Raw genomic sequence first — 18,418 nt, forward strand, 5'->3', positions numbered from 1 at the left:
ACGTCACTCGCATACAGGCGGTGTTTCACCTGCTAAGTTTGAGGAAGCGTATTTTTCTGAGTTAGAAACTGTCTAGTGAAAGCTGGGAAGTCCAGAAGTCACATTAATTATTAATAAATTAAGAATGCCTTTCCAACTAATTGTTTCTATTCTTTATGGCTCAGGTTTACGCTTAAATGAAGTATTGAGATTACGAATCAAAGATATCGATTTTGCCAACAAAACTATATTTATTTTTAGAGGGAAAGGACAAAAAGATAGACTAACAATACTACCTAAAGAACTAAACAACCCTATTACAAATCAAATAAATAATGTGGAAACTAAACACAAACAAGATTTACTTAACGGGTTTGGATTAACGTCTGTACCTGCTTCATTACATAGAAAATATAAATCAGCAATGAAAGACTTCGCGTGGCAATATTTATTTCCTTCATCAACTCGATGTGAACATCCAATAGATGGTTACATATGTCGTCACCATCTTCACCCTTCAACGTTGACTAAAAATTTACGGCAAGCTGTGTTAAAAGCAAAAATTTGTAAAAAGGTATCCGCACATACATTTCGCCATAGTTTTGCAACGGCTTTGTTACTAAATGGCACTGATATTAGAACGGTACAAACATTACTTGGACATTCTGATTTAAGAACAACTGAGATCTACACACATGTGATTGGGGAGAAACATGCAGGAACGATCAGCCCGTTTGATTGCATTTCGCATAATTTTAAGACATATACCCGTGACCATTGAAACTGCTTGTTTTGATTCGCCTAAAATGCCCATCTACTTCGTTGCATTCAATCCCTATAGCCAGCTATGGCTCAATCATGCGCCTTGCAGTTGAACCTTTTAGTCAGAACCAAAATCATGCATTTCCAATGATTACGGGTATAAAAAAGGTCACCGAAGTGACCTTTTTAAGATTAACGTTTGGTTAAGCAGTGCCTACCAACCCGTTTTCTCTTTAAGTGCTACACCGATATCCGCTAAAGAACGAACTGTTTTAACACCAGCCGCTTCTAATGCTGCGAATTTCTCATCAGCAGTACCTTTACCACCAGCGATAATTGCGCCAGCGTGACCCATACGCTTACCTTCTGGTGCAGTAACACCAGCAATGTAAGATACAACAGGCTTAGTAACGTTTGCTTTGATGTATTCTGCAGCTTCTTCTTCAGCTGTACCACCAATTTCACCAATCATTACGATTGCTTCAGTTTGTGGATCGTTTTGGAACATTTCCAATACGTCGATGAAGTTAGTACCTGGGATAGGGTCACCACCAATACCTACACAAGTAGATTGGCCAAAACCAGCATCAGTTGTTTGTTTAACGGCTTCGTACGTAAGCGTACCAGAACGTGAAACAATACCTACTTTACCAGGCTTGTGAATGTGACCAGGCATGATACCAATCTTAGTTTCGCCAGGAGTAATAACACCTGGACAGTTAGGACCGATCATACGAACGCCAGATTGATCAAGCTTAGCTTTAACGTCAACCATATCTAAAGTTGGAATACCTTCAGTGATAGTAACGATAAGCTCGATGCCTGCATCAATAGCTTCTAAAATTGCATCTTTACAGAACGGAGCAGGAACGTAGATAACTGTTGCTGTTGCGCCAGTTGCTTCTACTGCATCACGTACTGTGTTGAATACTGGTAGGCCTAAATGCGTTTGACCGCCTTTACCTGGGCTTACGCCGCCAACCATTTGTGTACCGTACTCAAGTGCTTGCTCTGAGTGGAATGTACCTTGACCACCAGTGAAACCCTGACAGATTACTTTAGTATCTTTGTTAATTAAGACAGACATTATTTGCCCTCCGCAGCTGCTACAACTTTAGTCGCTGCATCAGATAATGATTCAGCAGCAATGATATCTAAGCCAGAGTTTTTAAGAACTTCACGACCTAATTCAGCATTAGTACCTTCTAAACGTACAACTACTGGTACTTGAACGCCAACTTCTTTAACTGCGCCAATAATACCTTCAGCAATCATGTCACAACGTACGATACCACCAAAGATGTTAACTAAAACAGCTTTAACGTTGTCGTCAGAAAGAATGATTTTGAATGCTTCAGAAACACGTTCTTTAGTTGCCCCGCCACCAACATCAAGGAAGTTAGCTGGCTTGCCACCGTGTAGGTTAACGATATCCATTGTGCCCATTGCAAGGCCAGCACCGTTAACCATACAACCAACGTTGCCGTCTAAGGCTACGTAGTTTAATTCAAAACGTGCTGCATGTGCTTCACGCTCATCTTCTTGAGATGGATCGTGGAAAGCGCGCATTTTAGGTTGACGGTATAAAGCATTACCATCGATACCAATCTTGCCATCTAAACAGTGAAGATTACCTTCGTCAGTGATAACTAACGGGTTGATTTCTAATAAAGCGAAATCGAAATCTTCAAACATTTTTGCAAGACCTAAAAAGATCTTAACAAATTGCTTCATTTGCGTTGGGTTTAAACCTAACTTGAAGCCTAATTCACGTGCTTGGTAAGCTTGTGCGCCAACCAATGGATCGATTTCAGCTTGGTGAATTAACTCTGGAGTTTCTTCAGCAATCTTTTCGATGTCAACACCGCCTTCAGTAGAGGCCATGAATACTACTTTACGACTTGCACGGTCTACAACAGCACCAAGGTATAATTCGTTAGCAATATCTGTACAGCTTTCTACTAAAATTTTCGCTACTGGCTGACCATTTTCGTCAGTTTGGTAAGTAACTAAGTTTTTACCTAACCAGTTTTGTGCGAAGTCTTTGATCTCTTCTTTTGATTTAACTAGCTTTACACCGCCAGCTTTACCACGTCCACCTGCGTGAACTTGAGTTTTAACAACCCACATATTGCCGCCAATTTTATCGGCAGCTTCGGCAGCTTCTTGAGCGGTATCGCAAGCGAAACCTTCAGAAACTGGTAAACCATATTCAGCGAATAATTGTTTCGCTTGATATTCATGCAAATTCATGGTGTTTTATCCATTTATCTGTAGATGAAAATGGCAATAATCATAAAATTATTACCATCGAAAAAAGTCGATCGATTATAGTATAAAAGCTCTAAAGAACATAGTCCTTAGAGCTTAATACTATAGTCTACATCGAACAAAATACATTAATGCGACTACGAACTCATTACTTAACTAAATGTTAAGTAACAAGCGTGTAGGATCTTCTAACAATTCTTTAATTGTTACTAAGAAACCTACTGATTCTTTGCCATCAATTAAACGATGATCATAAGAAAGTGCTAGGTACATCATAGGTAAAATTTCAACTTTTCCGTTAACAGCCATTGGACGGTCTTGGATTTTATGCATACCTAGAATTGCCGCTTGTGGCAAGTTCAAGATAGGTGTTGAAATTAGTGAACCAAAAACGCCGCCGTTAGTGATAGTAAAGTTACCACCTTGCATTTCGTCCATGGTTAATTTACCGTCACGACCTTTGATTGCAAGGTCACGAATACCATTTTCGATACCCGCCATGCTAAGTTGGTCTGCATCACGTAATACTGGTGTTACTAAGCCACGTGGTGTAGATACAGCAATCGAAACATCAAAGAAGTTGTGATAAACAATGTCGTCACCGTCAATTGAGGCATTTACCGCTGGGTAGCGTTTAAGTGCTTCTGTTACGGCTTTCACGTAGAAAGACATAAAGCCTAAACGTGTATCATGTGTTTTCTCAAATACATCTTTATATTGTGCACGAAGATCCATAATTGGCTTCATGTTCACTTCGTTGAACGTTGTTAACATCGCGGTAGAGTTTTTCGCCTCTAACAAACGTGTAGCAATCGTTTTACGTAGACGTGTCATTGGGACACGTTTTTGCGTACGCTCACCTAAAGCGGCAGAAGCTTGTGCTGCAGGCGCTGGTGCCGCTGCTTTAGCTGGTGCTGATTTTGGCTTGTTCAAAGCTGTTTCAACATCTTCTTTCGAGATGCGTCCGCCTTTACCTGTGCCAACAACGTCATTAGCCGTTAAGCCTTTTTCGGTCATTAAACGACGTACCGATGGGCTAGCTAACTCATCTGAGCTGATCGCTTCTTCAGCTGAAGCAGCAGGCGCTGCACTTGCTGTAGCACCGGCGTTAAGTTCGCCAATTTTTTGTGCACCTAGCACGGTATCGCCTTCACCATGGATAATTTTACCAATTACACCATCGGCTTGCGCTACTACTTCTAAAACCACTTTGTCAGTTTCGATATCAACCAAGTTTTGGTCAACTGATACTGTATCACCTTCTGCAACATGCCATGTTGCTACCGTTGCATCAGCAACAGATTCTGGTAATACCGGTACTTCGATATCAATCACTTGGCTTGCGCTTGCAGCTGGTGCATTTGCTGGAGTTTCAGCTTTAGCAGCAGGAGCTGTTTCAGCAGCTTCACCTTCAGACAAAATAGCAATTACTTGCTCGCCTAATACGGTTGCACCTTCAGCTTGAGATATTTCAGTGATAACACCATCTGATGTTGCAGGTACTTCAAGTACTACTTTATCAGTTTCAATATCAACTAAGACTTGATCGCGAGACACTTTATCGCCAACTTGTACATGCCAAGTCGCTACTGTTGCATCTGCAACTGATTCAGGTAAAACGGGAACCTTAATTTCGGTTGTCATTTATAATATTCCTTACACACTCTTAATTAATCTCTTTATAAAAAAGAGGGTCTATTCTACATTAAGCGCGTCGTGAACTAGCGCCTGTTGTTCTTTAACATGTACTGACATATAACCTACCGCCGGAGCTGCAGAAGCCTTACGACCTGCATATGTCAAATAGCTGCTTGCAGGGATTGCCGCTCTAAAGTGATGCTGTGAACAGTACCAAGCACCTTGGTTTTGCGGTTCTTCCTGACACCAAACGAATTGCTTAACATGCTGATATTTCTCAATTTCAGCTTTTAGCTCTTCTTCTGGGAATGGGTACAGTTGTTCGATACGAATGATAACAACATTAGTTTGCTCATTCTTACGACGTTGATCGAGTAGTTCGTAGTAAACTTTACCACTACAGAACACAACGCGTTCAACACCTGCCGGATCTATCTCATCAACTTCACCAATAACATTATGGAAAACACCTGTTGAAAGTTCTTCTAAAGAAGAAACCGCTAACGGATGACGCAATAATGATTTCGGTGACATAACCACTAATGGACGACGCATAGGACGAACCACTTGACGACGCAGCATATTAAATACTTGCGCAGGTGTAGATGGCACACATACTTGCATATTGTGATCAGCACAAAGCTGTAAAAAGCGTTCTAAACGTGCTGATGAATGCTCAGGTCCTTGGCCCTCATAACCATGAGGTAATAACATAGTAAGACCACATAAACGACCCCACTTTTGCTCGCCTGAACTGATGAACTGATCAAAAACTACTTGTGCACAGTTAGCGAAATCACCAAATTGTGCTTCCCAAATCGTTAAACCACTTGGCTCAGCTGTTGTGTAACCATATTCAAATGCTAATACAGATACTTCTGACAGTACTGAGTCATGAACATCAAATGGTCCTTGATCTTCGCGAATATTTTGCAATGGTAAATAACGACTCGCATCATCTTGTGCATGTAATACTGCATGACGATGGAAAAACGTTCCACGACCTGAGTCTTGGCCGGTAATACGGACACGCTTACCTAAATCAACAATTGATGCGTAAGCTAAATTTTCTGCCATGCCCCAATCAAGTAGCTTTTCGCCGCTGGCCATTTTTTCACGATCGTCATAAATTTTCTTAACACGATTATGTACTGCATGGTCTGCTGGAATATGGGCTACTTTTGCTGCAAGTTCTTTTAGCTTATCAATTGAGATTTCTTTCTCGTAATCATCATCCCAGTTGTGGCCAATGTACGGTGACCAATCAACAGAATGCTCTGTCATTGGGCGCCATTGTTCAACGGTGCACTGACCTTCATCAAGCAATTTACGATAATAAGCCGTTAGCTCATCTGTTTTTGCTTTGCTCAGAGAACCTTCCGCGTTTAATTTATCAGCGTAAAGTTGGCGAGGCGTAGGATGCTTTTTAACTTTTTTGTACATAAGAGGCTGTGTGGCACTTGGCTCATCAGCTTCGTTATGACCATGACGTCGGTAACAAACTAAGTCGATAACAACATCACGTTTGAATTCGTTACGGTAATCAAGCGCAATTTGTGTTGCTAAAATTACCGCTTCTGGATCATCGCCATTAACATGAAGAATAGGTGCAGAAACCATTTTAGCGATTTCAGTACAGTATTCTCCACTGCGAGTATCTTGTGGACTTGAGGTAGTAAAACCGACTTGGTTGTTAACCACGATGCGAATCGTACCACCCACTTTAAACGCGCGCGCTTGCGACATGTTAAAAGTTTCTTGTACCACACCTTGACCGGCAATCGCTGAGTCACCGTGAATAGTGATAGGTAAAACTAAATCACCTTCATTACAATCACGACGGTCTAAACGTGCACGAACACTACCGATAACCACAGGGTTAACGATTTCAAGATGCGACGGGTTAAAAGCTAGTGCTAAATGCACATTACCGCCTGGCGTTACGAAGTCAGATGAATAACCTTGGTGATACTTAACATCACCTGAAGATAATATTTCATCATGCTTACCGCCGAATTCATCAAATAACTTTGATGGATTCTTACCCATAACGTTAACAAGCACATTTAAGCGACCACGATGGGCCATACCCATAACAACTTCTTTAGCACCTTGTGAACCAGCACGTGTGATAAGTTGCTTCAACATAGGTACTAAGGCATCACCGCCTTCGAGCGAGAAGCGTTTTGCACCTGGGAATTTAGCACCCAAATACTTTTCAAGACCGTCAGCGGCAACTAAGCCCTTGAAAATTTCTTCTTTCTCTTCAACGCTAAGCACGGCTTGTGACTGCACAGATTCAAGACGTTGTTGTAACCAACGTTTTTCATCTGTAGACGTGATATGCATATATTCAGCACCGATGGAACCACAATAAGTAGTCTTAAGCGCTTTATATAACTCACCGAGTTTCATTGTTTCTTGGCCGATAGCCAAAGAACCTAATTTAAACTCACGATCGAAATCATTTTCTGATAGATCATGGTGAGACAATTGCAGGTCACGTACTTTTTCACGCTGCCATAACCCTAATGGATCAAGGTTAGCATTTTGATGTCCGCGAAAACGAAAAGCATTGATAAGCTGTAATACTTTGACTTGCTTAGCATCACTACCACCTGAAACAACTACAGTTTTTTGTATTTGCTGGGCTAGCGCTTTATATTCGTCACGGATTTCAGAATGCCGATATTCAACGTCAGCACCTTCAATTTTAGGAAGTTGTTGGAAAATATCTCGCCACTCTGCAGAAACAGATTGCGAGTTATCCAGATAAGATTCGTATAATTCTTCAATATAAGCAGCGTTCGCACCACTTAAATGGGAAGACTCTATCCAAGCCTTCATATCACCTTCGGGCATTGCCTGTTCCTTTATGGGATAAAAGCAATAAAAACAAATTGTCTAATAAAAATAGCAGAGTACATCAGTTGTTCCCAATATACTCCACTGTTTTAGTTAAACCGCTCTTGTTAGCAACATTGACTTAATATGGCCAATGGCTTTTGTTGGGTTTAATCCTTTCGGACAAACGTCAACACAGTTCATGATGCCGTGACAACGAAATACGCTGTAAGCATCCTGTAAGTCATCTAAACGCTCTTCTGTTGCTGTATCACGGCTATCGATAAGAAAACGATAAGCATGTAATAAGCCGGCAGGACCAATAAATTTATCAGGGTTCCACCAAAAAGAAGGACAAGATGTTGAACAACATGCACATAAAATACATTCATACAGGCCATCTAATTTTTCACGTTCTTCGATAGATTGCAAATGTTCACGTGCTGGTTGTTCTTTACCGTCATTAATCAGGTAAGGTCTGATTTTTTCATATTGATTATAAAACTGTGTCATATCAATAATTAAATCACGTACTACTGGCAAACCTGGTAATGGGCGTAAAACAATTTTATTTGCTTTAATTGCAGATAAAGGCGTTATACAGGCCAATCCATTTTTACCATTCATGTTCAAGCCGTCAGAGCCACAAACACCTTCACGACAAGAGCGACGGAATGACAAACTAGAATCTTGCTCTTTCAGCAAAATTAGTGCGTCTAGTACCATCATGTCTGAGCCTTCTGGAATTTCCAGCTCATAATCTTTCATGTAAGGTTTGTTATCAACATCAGGGTTGTAACGGTAAATAGAAAATACTTGTTTCATCACAACGCTCCTAGTAAGTTCTTGCTTTCGGTGGGAAAGCTTCACGGTGAACCGGCGCCATATTTACAGTACGCTTGCTCATTTCTTCGCTATCTGGTGAGTAAACAGAATGACATAACCAGTTTTCATCATCACGTTCTGTGAAATCTTGACGAGCATGAGCACCACGAGATTCCGTACGGAAGTTAGCAGCTTTAGCTGAACAAAAAGCAGTTTCCATCAAGTTATCTAACTCTAAACACTCGATACGTTGAGTGTTAAACTCACTAGACTTATCGTCTAAATGGGCATGTTGTAGACGTTCACGAATTTCCGTTAATTCTTTCATACCTTGCGCCATTGCATCACCTTCACGGAATACCGAGAAGTTAAGTTGCATGCACTGTTGTAAATCTTTACGGATTTGCGTAGGAGATTCACCTTTACTTGATGACTCCCAACGATTTGTACGTGCTAAAGCAGCTTCTAGATCAGATTCAGAAGCATCTTTACCTGATTGCGTATCATTTAAGTAAGTTCCTAAGAAGTTACCTGCTGCACGACCAAATACTACTAAATCAAGTAGTGAGTTACCACCAAGGCGGTTCGCGCCATGTACAGATACACAAGCAATTTCACCAACAGCGAATAAACCTTCAACGATAGTTTCCGTACCGTCAGCTGCAATGTTAAGCGCTTGACCGTTAACGTTACAAGGTACACCACCCATTTGGTAGTGACATGTAGGAATAACAGGAATAGGTTCTTCAGCTGGATCAATATGAGCAAATGTTTTCGATAAATCACAAACACCTGGTAAACGTTTCTCTAACGTTTCACGACCCAAATGATCAAGCTTAAGCTTAATGTGTGGACCATATTGAGGATGGTCACAACCACGGCCTTCACGAATTTCTGTCATCATTGAACGAGCTACAACGTCACGACCGGCTAAATCTTTAGCATTTGGTGCATAACGTTCCATAAAACGTTCGCCGTCTTTATTTAATAAGTAACCACCTTCACCACGACAACCTTCAGTTACTAGTACACCAGCACCTGCTATACCTGTCGGGTGGAATTGCCACATTTCCATGTCTTGCATTTGAATGCCAGCACGAAGTGACATACCAACACCGTCACCGGTATTGATGTGAGCATTTGTTGTTGATGCGAAAATACGACCTGCACCACCCGTAGCAAGTACAGTTGCACGTGCTTTAAAGTAAACAACTTCACCCGTTTCGATACAAATAGCCGTACAACCGACAACACCGCCGTCGCTATTTTTAACTAAATCTAAAGCATACCATTCAGAATAAACGTTAGTTTTGTTTTTAACGTTTTGTTGGTATAGACAGTGCAATAATGCATGACCGGTACGGTCAGCTGCAGCTGCGGTACGAGCTGCTTGCTCGCCACCAAAGTTTTTAGATTGACCACCGAATGGACGTTGGTAAATTTTACCTTGTTCTGTGCGAGAGAAAGGTAAACCCATTTTCTCAAGTTCGATAATAGATTCAGGGCCTGTTTTACACATATATTCGATAGCGTCTTGGTCACCGATATAATCAGAACCTTTAACCGTATCGTACATGTGTTGTTCCCAGTGATCTTCATGGGCATTACCCAATGCAACAGTGATGCCGCCTTGCGCAGAAACCGTATGAGAACGAGTAGGAAATACTTTTGAAATCAAGGCACAAGATTTGCCAGATTCCGAGATTGCTAAGGCAGCGCGCATACCTGCACCACCAGCGCCAATAACAATGGCGTCAAATTCACGAATTGGAACGCTCACTTACACACCCCACACAGTTAATAAGCCTGTTGCAAAGTAAACGAGCAACAAAACAGAAAAGAAAAATTGTAAACCACCACGTAATAACGCTGGTTTGATGTAATCAGAAAGCACTTGCCATACACCAATCCATGCATGAATGAGTAAAGCAATCAGCGCTAAAATGGTGAATATTTTAGTACAAATATTACCAAAAAAACCTTGCCAAATTTCAAAAGTTACATCAGGTGTTACAACGAAAAAACCAATGAGAAATAAGGTATATAGTGCTAAAACTATTGCGCTAGCACGAAGAAGAATGAAATCATGTACGCCACTACGGCCTACTGTTGCTGCGTTATTTACCATAATCTAACTCCTACAACTACAGTAAGGATTAACCAAAGTGCGATGATTATTTTCGCTGTAGTATTACCTGATGGTAACTCTTCAAAATAACCTAAATCCATAATTAAATGACGGATACCGCCAAGTAAATGATAGATAAGAGCAGAAAGTGTACCAAGGATAATAATTTTAAAGAATAACCCACTAAGTAGTGACTCTACTTGCGCGAAACCTTCAACAGAAGATAGAGATAAAGAAAGCGTCCACAATAAAATACCAATAGCGAATACCATGATGACACCAGATATACGGTGTAAAATAGAGGCATTGGCTGCCGCATGCATTTTAATTGTTGACAAATCTAGGTTTACAGGACGTTGTTTTTTCACGATTGTTGCCTAAGGAGCTCTTGGAGCCTTCAACTTATTTTTACGTTATCTAGCCAATTGTTCTGTTAGATAACCCCCCTCCGATGTGCATTATATTTTTACACTTACGATATGAAAATAACATACGAATGTAAAAACAGAATTCAGATCGGCTTGATTATATAGGTGAAAATCATTAATTACAATTTTCTTCACTGACAAGTTGCAGCCAATTTTCAAGGCTTACGACTAATTATCAACCATACTTTACTAAAATAGATCCTTACATTTGACTTTAGTCTAAGAGGTTAACAAACGAATTGACTTTTAGGGGGTGATCTGAAGTAGAATACACACAGTTTAATATTCACAAAAATTGACTAAACATTTAGTTTAGAGATATTTTCAAGATAAATAAATTTTAATGGGGACGAAACATATGGCTGACTCAAAAGCCTCTCTTAGTATCGACGGTAATGTAGTTGCAGACTTGCCAATTCTTAAAGGCACTGCCGGTAACGATGTAATAGATATTCGCACACTAGGCGGCGCAGGCTATTTCACATATGACCCAGGTTTTTTAGCAACCGCCTCATGTGAATCTGAAATTACTTTCATCGATGGTGATAAAGGCATTTTACAACACCGTGGTTATCCAATTGATAGCCTTGCTAAACAAGCTGATTATCTAGAAGTTTGTTATATTTTGTTAAATGGTGAAGCACCAACTAAAACACAATATGATGAATTTAAAAACATTATTACCAACCACACTATGGTACATGAGAAATTAGTACATTTTTTCCATGGCTTCTTACCTGACGCGCATCCAATGGCGATGTTATGTGGTGTTGTTGGCGCTTTATCGTCGTTTTATCACAGTGATTTAGATATTAACGCACCAGATCAACGTATGCGTAGTGCGCATCGTTTAATTGCGAAAATGCCAACTATCGCAGCAATGGCTTACAAGTACAGCATAGGTCAACCTTTTGTTTATCCACGTAACAACTTGAACTACGCAGAAAACTTTTTACACATGTTATTTTCAGTACCTGCTGAAGAATATGTAGTTAGCCCAACAGTTGCTCGCGCAATGGACCGTATTTTTACTCTACATGCTGACCATGAACAAAATGCTTCAACGTCAACAGTGCGTTTAGCTGGTTCATCTGGCGCTAACCCGTATGCATGTATTGCTGCTGGTGTTGCATCACTTTGGGGACCTGCTCACGGTGGCGCTAATGAAGCATGTTTAACTATGCTTGAAGAGATTGGCTCTTTAGATCGTGTAGATGAATTTGTTGCTAAAGCAAAAGACAAGTCAGACCCTTTCCGTTTAATGGGCTTTGGTCATCGTGTATACAAAAACTTCGATCCACGTGCCACGGTTATGCGTGAAACTTGTCATGAAGTATTAAATGAGTTGGGTATCAAAGATCCATTGCTTGATGTTGCTATGGCACTTGAAAAAGTAGCACTTGAAGACCCATACTTCATCGAGAAAAAATTATACCCTAACGTTGATTTTTACTCTGGTATCATCTTGAAAGCAATTGGTATTCCAACCAATATGTTCACTGTAATTTTTGCCATGTCTCGTACAGTTGGTTGGATTGCACATTGGGATGAAATGCTAGGTCAACCTGGTCAAAAAATTGGTCGTCCTCGTCAAAAATACACTGGCGAAATTGACCGTACATTTGTACCATTAAGTGACAGATAAAAAATAAACTTATACTGATGCGCGTATGCGTTCATCACAAAAAGGCAACCTTAGTGTTGCCTTTTTTTTTAGCTCGCAGCCACTTTTAATATCCAACAACAGAATATGCCATTACATATCCAAGCGGCTATTTAAACTTCAGTACATTAACGTTACAATCGCTAAATTATTCTAAAAACAGGTATTTTATTTGTGCTTGACCATATTTTAATTGTTGATGAAAGTCGATTAGTTCGCGAAGCGCTCGCTAAAATATTACTCTCATGTGGCGTGAAAAAGTCAGCTATTGCCTGCATTGAAAATGTCGAAGACGCACTAGAATATGCCCAATTTTCATCCCTAAATTTACTCATTTGCTCAGACACCTTAACAGAAACAAGTATCTGTTCTTTTCGCGATGAATTAGCTACATTATCGAATAGCAAGCAATTGCCGTTATTGATACTGGCGCATCAACAAGAAGCGCCTGAGGGTAACAATGTTTTAACGGATAGTAACGATACGCCAGAAAAAATCAGTACTTTACTTTACCCCCCATTCAAGAAAAGCTCAGTGATCAACGCTTTATTTAAGTTAACACAAGCAGATGTTTTTGCTCCTAGTATCAATCCATCTGAGCCCAGTAATGCGTCAGTTAAAGCTGCTGCCAGTAGTAAAACAAATTTAAGCACTGAAAAAGCGACAATATTAGTAGTAGATGATGAGAGTAGCAATATTGATGTTGCCGCCGGTAATTTACGGGAAAGCTACCGTGTAATGGCAGCTAAATCAGGCGAACATGCACTAAAGATTGTAGCGAGTAATAAACATAATATTGCGCTAATTCTATTGGATATTATGATGCCTAACATGGACGGCTACCAAGTTTGTAAAAAACTAAAAGAAAGCCCTGTCAGTGCTAATATTCCGGTCATATTTTTAAGCGCTAAGGCACTTGTTGATGACATAAAATATGGTTTTGATTTAGGTGCGGTTGATTATATTACTAAACCATTAAACGGCGACTTACTGCGCGCACGTGTTGCCACTCATATTCGCTTACAACAGCAAAAGCTTGCTTTATCTGCACAAGTTGCAACGCTTGAAGAAAATGCAAAATTACGTGAAGATATTGAAAAAATAACCCACCATGACTTAAAAGCGCCGCTCAGTAATATACTGTTTGAAACCTATCGCTTAGCAGATCAAGACGCGGCAAAATCAATTAATCGCGCAGTAAACAACGCCATAGGTATGATAAATAACTCACTCAATTTATATAAAATTGAGCAAGGTATTTACACCCTTATGCCACAAAAAACCAACTTAAATATACTGGTTAATGACGCTATTAACGCTTCAGTCAAAGACTGTCAGGATAAGCAGCTAACATTTGAGCTGAGCGGCTTTGACCACGAGCATTATATTTTAGCCGAGCCATTGCTTTGCTTATCCATATTCAACAATCTCATTAAAAATGCTGTAGAAGCGTCCCCAACAGAGCAGAAAATAGCAATAACCTTGGCATATGAAGGTGAACAGGTTAGCTTTAGGTTAACCAATCAAGGAGCCATTCCAGAGAGCATGCGTGCAAGCTTATTTGAAAAATACAGCAGCTCAAATCACCGCTCTGGTACCGGTTTAGGTACTTATTCAGCTAAGTTGATGACACAAGTTCAACAAGGTGAAATTAGTTTTAATATTATTGATGAGCAACAAACAGAATTTACCGTTAAATTGCCCGCGGCTAACGCCGATTAAGTTTCGCTTATAGGTATTTTTGGCGATACTCTTTGGGTGTTACCCCAGTGAAACGTTTAAATAGCTGTCGAAAGCTACTGACGTCTTCATATCCGCTCGTCCATATAATTTGATTAATGGCTTCGGTGGTTTTTTCCAATCGCACTTTAGCATGTTCAACCCTTATTCTTTGTAGGTAACTGATCGGCGTTTCATCAGTGGCTTGTTTAAAGCGTCTTTTAAAGGTTCTAGCACCTAGGCCAACTAATGCCGCTAAATTATCAATTAAAATTTCCTGACTAAAATGGGATTCAATCCACTCTTGCGCTTTTAAGATCGCCTGATCATCATGCGATTTTTGCGCCTGAAACGTGACATAAGGTGATTGTTTCTGTCTAACTGGGTCAAAAACCAGTAACTTTGCACAGTCAGAGGCAATATCTTGTCCAATGTTTTTAGCAATTAAATGTAAAGCTAAATCGATATATGACATTGAACCGCCAGAGCAAACAATATCGCCATTATCAATTAACATGCGATCACAATCGAGGCGAATGGAAGGAAAAAGTCGTTTAAATAAATCGGCACTGCGCCAATGTGTCGTAGCCACCTTACCCTTTAGCAAGCCACAAGAGGCTAATAAAAAGCTTCCTGTACAATAACTTGCAATAGTAGTCCCTTGAATGTGACATTGAGTTAGCCAACGCTTAACCGCCGGTATATTCTCCACCATTATGTCATCTGCGCAACATTCAATCACAGCTCGTACTGAGGACGAAACCACAATAATGTCAGGTTTTTCTATTTCATTGAGCTCGGCATTAGGGGTAATACTGACACCGTTATAACCTGTAACCACTTGGTTATCTATGGTCACTATTTTACAGGTAATATTGCTACTTTCACTGCTACCATAGCGCTGTTCATGACAATAATTAGCCGCATAAAACACATCAACTAAACCATAAACAGCCGACACTACACATTGATTTGTTGCTAAAACTAGCACATTCATTCTATTTCACCTGAAAGCCCATGACTTAATTGCCACTAATAATGTCAAATATGCCACCTCTTTTTATCGAGTACAAGCGTTAGAATAAAAATTCGACAAACAAAATCCAACGATATGGAGATTTACTTTATGGAAACCATGATCAAATCGATAAAAATATTACATTTATTAAGCTTTGTTAGCTTAATGTTGGCAATTTCATTGTTGCCGATACTTTTAAATGCTGAAATATTAACCAGTTTGCTTTATTTACCCTTAGCTTATCTCACATTAGCTATCATAAGTTTTAATATTGAAAATAAGCTAAATAAATACTTAAACGAAATAAATAGCCAATCGGCCAAAATCAAAGCAAAAAAGTGCCTTATTTATCGGGGAATTTGTTGTTTACACTCTTAGTTTTAATGATCTAGGCTGTTATAATGCGCCACGATTTTTCAAGCTAGTGAATAAATAATGTCAGATTATCAATTAAGGTTTGGTGGTATAGCAAGACTATACGGTAACAAGCAAAGTAACGCTTTACAGCAAGCACACTTTTGTGTGATTGGCATCGGTGGTGTTGGGTCTTGGGTTGCCGAAGCACTGGCACGTAACGGTGTTGGACAAATAACCTTAATTGATCTCGATGATTTATGTGTCACTAACATCAACCGACAAATTCATGCCTTAACCAATACGGTAGGCTTAAGTAAGGTTGATGTTATGCGTGATAGGATCATGCAAATCAATCCAGATTGTTGCGTTAACACCATAGAAGATTTTGTTACGCTAGAAAATATTAAAGAATTACTTTCAAGTTCATACGATTACGTAATTGATGCTATTGATTCTGTTAATGTCAAAACGGCCATTATCGCGCATTGCAAACGTAATAAACTCCCCATTGTGACTATTGGTGGCGCCGGTGGGCAAGTAGATCCAAGCAAAATAGCAATTACTGATTTAAGCCAAACATTTCAAGACCCACTACTCGCCAAAGTACGTAACCAATTACGTCGTGAATATAACTTTTCTCGTAATGTTAAACGCAAGTTTTCTATTGATGCGGTATTTTCCAGTGAACAACTGCGTTATCCGGATACTGAAGGTAATGTTTGCCATGCTAAGCAGTCAAATGACGGTGCAATGCGATTAGATTGTAGCGGTGGTTTTGGCGCGGCAACGCATGTTACCGCCTGTTTCGCATTTTTTGCTGTTGGCAAAGCGATGGAAAAATATTTGAAAAAAGCGCTCAGTTAAGTGTATGAGCGTTTAAAAATAAGTGTAAACGGCCAAATAACTTCACTGAACTTAACTTGGCCGAATTATATCGAACTAGGCCGAGCAACATTATTCAGTAATAAGTTGCTGAATTTTATGAACAATAGCCCGAACACCATTCCCGCGTGATGGGCTTAAATGCTGTAACAGCCCCAAATCTGAAAAATAATTATTCATATCAAACGCATGAATTTCTGCTGCTGTTTTATTATCGACAGCCGCTAGAATTATTGCCAGTAACCCTCGGATCACTTTCGCTTCACTATCTGCTTGAAAGCGATAAACCCCTGCGGCATTAATGTCAGAAACTAACCAAGCATGGCTTTCACAACCTGCAATCAACGATAACGGGGTTTTGTTTTCAACAGCCATAGGCAATTGCTTTTTACCTAACAGCATAATTTCTCGGTGCTTACTGTCCCAACTTTTTGCCTTAGCAAACATGCTATAAATATCATCAACAGTTAAGCGAGCAATCTCAGGGGAACTAAAGCTAGCTGCTTTATTATCTAATGACAAACTCGCTAGCTTACTGCCTGTGATAACAGTCTGAGTTAATTTTTTCAGTTGCTCAATAACAAAGTCAATTTCTTGCACACTGTTATACGCCGATAAAGACAACCGGATGCAACCCGCCACATTAAGGTATTGCATTAATGGCATAGTACAATGGTGGCCAGCGCGTACCGCAATGCCAACGCTATCTAGAGCCGCAGCAATATCATGATTATGATGCCCTGGCAAAGTAAATGAAAATAAAGGTATATCAGGCGCTTCATCAACCAAGAATTTAAGCGTTGGTATCGATGATAGTTCGCTAAAGCAATACGATGTTAGTGCATTCTCATAGGCTACTAGACCCAAATGGTCTTGTTGTTCAAGAAACTCAAGTGCCGAACCAAATGCGATGACTCCGGCAATATTAGGTGTTCCAGCCTCAAATTTATGTGGTAATTGATTAAAAGTGGTTTGTTCAAAGCTGACGGTTTTGATCATTTCACCACCGGCTTGATATGGCGGCATTTTATCTAATAACGCTCGTTTTCCATATAAAACACCTATCCCTGTCGGACCATACATTTTATGAGCAGAAAAAACATAAAAATCACAGTCTAAGTCCTTCACATCAACCTTTAAATGAGCAATAGCTTGAGCGCCATCGATCAGGGTTAATGCCTGATGTTTTTTAGCGACTCGTATCACTTCTTTAATGGGATTGACTCGACCAATAACATTAGAGATATGTCCTACACAAACAATACGCGTACGTTCACCAATATAGCCTTCTAGATCCGCAATCGCTATTTGACCCGTTTTGCCTAAAGGTAATACCTTTATTGTTGCGCCTGTTTGTTTGGCAACTATTTGCCAAGGCACAATATTCGCATGATGCTCACTATAACTTAAGACAATTTCATCACCCGGCTGTAATGTTGTACGTCCCCAACTTTGCGCAACCAAATTAATACTTTCGGTGCTACCTTTAGTCCAAATTATTTCTTCTTCAGCGTTAGCATTGATTAAGCTTTTGACTCTTTTTCGGGCACTTTCATAATCTGCAGTCGCACTCGCACTTAACGCATGAGAAGCCCGATGTACATTGGCATTACTTTGTTGATAATACTCCTGATAACGCTCAATCACACAAGCTGGTTTTTGAGTTGTCGCCGCATTATCAAAATAAACTAACGCATGCCCATTAACCCGACTTTTTAAAATAGGGAATTGTTGGCGAAAATGAGTATCAGAAAATTTTTCCATAGAAATATAATAGTGCTTTCATTAAGTTGCCATAATTATATCGTAACTTGGTACGGTTAGATTCAGTGAATGTGCAAATATCGAGAAAAATATTAAACATCGGTCAGCAAAAATAGACAATTTACGCTATAACTTAATGT

General features: G+C 39.9%; 14 protein-coding genes. 4 read left to right on the plus strand and 10 right to left on the minus strand.

Features of this window, described 5'->3' with window-relative positions:
* Positions 1-82: 82 nt before the first annotated feature.
* Positions 83-760, plus strand: coding sequence for an integron integrase (locus B0169_RS05140; protein ID WP_085328661.1), 678 nt, complete (start codon positions 83-85; stop codon positions 758-760).
* Between the two features lie 195 nt (positions 761-955).
* On the opposite strand, the gene sucD is transcribed toward B0169_RS05140, so the two are convergent.
* The 8 genes from sucD to sdhC all read right to left on the minus strand — a co-directional run bounded on the left by sucD (position 956) and on the right by sdhC (position 10,815).
* The gene (gene sucD, locus B0169_RS05145; RefSeq protein WP_077284901.1) at positions 956-1,828 is read right to left on the minus strand and encodes a succinate--CoA ligase subunit alpha; all 873 of its coding nucleotides are present in this window, start codon (positions 1,826-1,828) and stop codon (positions 956-958) included.
* The gene (gene sucC, locus B0169_RS05150; RefSeq protein ID WP_077284902.1) at positions 1,828-2,994 is read right to left on the minus strand and encodes an ADP-forming succinate--CoA ligase subunit beta; all 1,167 of its coding nucleotides are present in this window, start codon (positions 2,992-2,994) and stop codon (positions 1,828-1,830) included. The genes sucD and sucC overlap by 1 nt, the downstream gene beginning before the upstream one ends.
* A 174-nt stretch (positions 2,995-3,168) precedes the next feature.
* Positions 3,169-4,656, minus strand: a complete 1,488-nt coding sequence (gene odhB / locus B0169_RS05155) for a 2-oxoglutarate dehydrogenase complex dihydrolipoyllysine-residue succinyltransferase (protein ID WP_077284903.1) — start codon at positions 4,654-4,656, stop codon at positions 3,169-3,171.
* A gap of 51 nt (positions 4,657-4,707) precedes the next feature.
* A complete protein-coding gene (locus B0169_RS05160) occupies positions 4,708-7,512 on the minus strand; it encodes a 2-oxoglutarate dehydrogenase E1 component (RefSeq protein ID WP_077284904.1) in 2,805 nt (934 codons plus the stop codon).
* A 96-nt stretch (positions 7,513-7,608) separates the two neighbouring features.
* Positions 7,609-8,319, minus strand: coding sequence for a succinate dehydrogenase iron-sulfur subunit (locus B0169_RS05165; RefSeq protein ID WP_077284905.1), 711 nt, complete (start codon positions 8,317-8,319; stop codon positions 7,609-7,611).
* 10 nt (positions 8,320-8,329) lie between these two features.
* The gene (gene sdhA / locus B0169_RS05170) at positions 8,330-10,099 is read right to left on the minus strand and encodes a succinate dehydrogenase flavoprotein subunit (protein WP_077284906.1); all 1,770 of its coding nucleotides are present in this window, start codon (positions 10,097-10,099) and stop codon (positions 8,330-8,332) included.
* Positions 10,100-10,447, minus strand: a complete 348-nt coding sequence (gene sdhD / locus B0169_RS05175; RefSeq protein WP_077284907.1) for a succinate dehydrogenase, hydrophobic membrane anchor protein — start codon at positions 10,445-10,447, stop codon at positions 10,100-10,102. It lies immediately after the preceding gene.
* Positions 10,441-10,815 (minus strand): succinate dehydrogenase, cytochrome b556 subunit, encoded by a 375-nt coding sequence (sdhC, locus tag B0169_RS05180; RefSeq protein ID WP_077284908.1) that lies wholly within the window; start codon positions 10,813-10,815, stop codon positions 10,441-10,443. The genes sdhD and sdhC overlap by 7 nt, the downstream gene beginning before the upstream one ends.
* 418 nt (positions 10,816-11,233) lie before the next feature.
* Between sdhC and B0169_RS05185 the strand changes: the two genes are divergently transcribed.
* Complete coding sequence (locus B0169_RS05185; protein ID WP_077284909.1) at positions 11,234-12,520, plus strand: citrate synthase; 1,287 nt, start codon at positions 11,234-11,236, stop codon at positions 12,518-12,520.
* Positions 12,521-12,712: 192 nt separating this feature from the next.
* Positions 12,713-14,260: a hybrid sensor histidine kinase/response regulator gene (locus B0169_RS05190; protein ID WP_077284910.1), complete on the plus strand. Its 1,548-nt coding sequence runs from the start codon at positions 12,713-12,715 to the stop codon at positions 14,258-14,260.
* Between the two features lie 7 nt (positions 14,261-14,267).
* Here the strand turns inward: B0169_RS05190 and B0169_RS05195 are convergent, their stop codons facing one another.
* Entirely contained in the window at positions 14,268-15,254 is a 987-nt protein-coding gene (locus B0169_RS05195; protein ID WP_077284911.1) for a GlxA family transcriptional regulator, read from the minus strand.
* A 456-nt stretch (positions 15,255-15,710) separates the two neighbouring features.
* Here B0169_RS05195 and tcdA point away from each other — a divergent pair, with 456 nt between their 5' ends.
* Positions 15,711-16,496 (plus strand): tRNA cyclic N6-threonylcarbamoyladenosine(37) synthase TcdA, encoded by a 786-nt coding sequence (gene tcdA / locus B0169_RS05205; protein WP_077284913.1) that lies wholly within the window; start codon positions 15,711-15,713, stop codon positions 16,494-16,496.
* Positions 16,497-16,586: 90 nt separating this feature from the next.
* On the opposite strand, the gene B0169_RS05210 is transcribed toward tcdA, so the two are convergent.
* Positions 16,587-18,278, minus strand: a complete 1,692-nt coding sequence (locus tag B0169_RS05210) for a SufS family cysteine desulfurase (protein WP_077284914.1) — start codon at positions 18,276-18,278, stop codon at positions 16,587-16,589.
* Between the last annotated feature and the right edge of the window lie 140 nt (positions 18,279-18,418).

Source organism: Cognaticolwellia aestuarii, assembly GCF_002000025.1.
Lineage (GTDB): Bacteria > Pseudomonadota > Gammaproteobacteria > Enterobacterales > Alteromonadaceae > Cognaticolwellia > Cognaticolwellia aestuarii.

Coding starts and splice junctions, on each gene's coding strand:
- sucC (WP_077284902.1), bottom strand. CDS start 2,994: ATGAATTTGCATGAATATCAAGCGAAACAATTATTCGCTGAATATGGT.
- B0169_RS05160 (WP_077284904.1), bottom strand. CDS start 7,512: ATGCCCGAAGGTGATATGAAGGCTTGGATAGAGTCTTCCCATTTAAGT.
- B0169_RS05165 (WP_077284905.1), bottom strand. CDS start 8,319: ATGAAACAAGTATTTTCTATTTACCGTTACAACCCTGATGTTGATAAC.
- odhB (WP_077284903.1), bottom strand. CDS start 4,656: ATGACAACCGAAATTAAGGTTCCCGTTTTACCTGAATCAGTTGCAGAT.
- tcdA (WP_077284913.1), top strand. CDS start 15,711: ATGTCAGATTATCAATTAAGGTTTGGTGGTATAGCAAGACTATACGGT.
- B0169_RS05210 (WP_077284914.1), bottom strand. CDS start 18,278: ATGGAAAAATTTTCTGATACTCATTTTCGCCAACAATTCCCTATTTTA.
- sucD (WP_077284901.1), bottom strand. CDS start 1,828: ATGTCTGTCTTAATTAACAAAGATACTAAAGTAATCTGTCAGGGTTTC.
- B0169_RS05195 (WP_077284911.1), bottom strand. CDS start 15,254: ATGAATGTGCTAGTTTTAGCAACAAATCAATGTGTAGTGTCGGCTGTT.
- B0169_RS05185 (WP_077284909.1), top strand. CDS start 11,234: ATGGCTGACTCAAAAGCCTCTCTTAGTATCGACGGTAATGTAGTTGCA.
- sdhD (WP_077284907.1), bottom strand. CDS start 10,447: ATGGTAAATAACGCAGCAACAGTAGGCCGTAGTGGCGTACATGATTTC.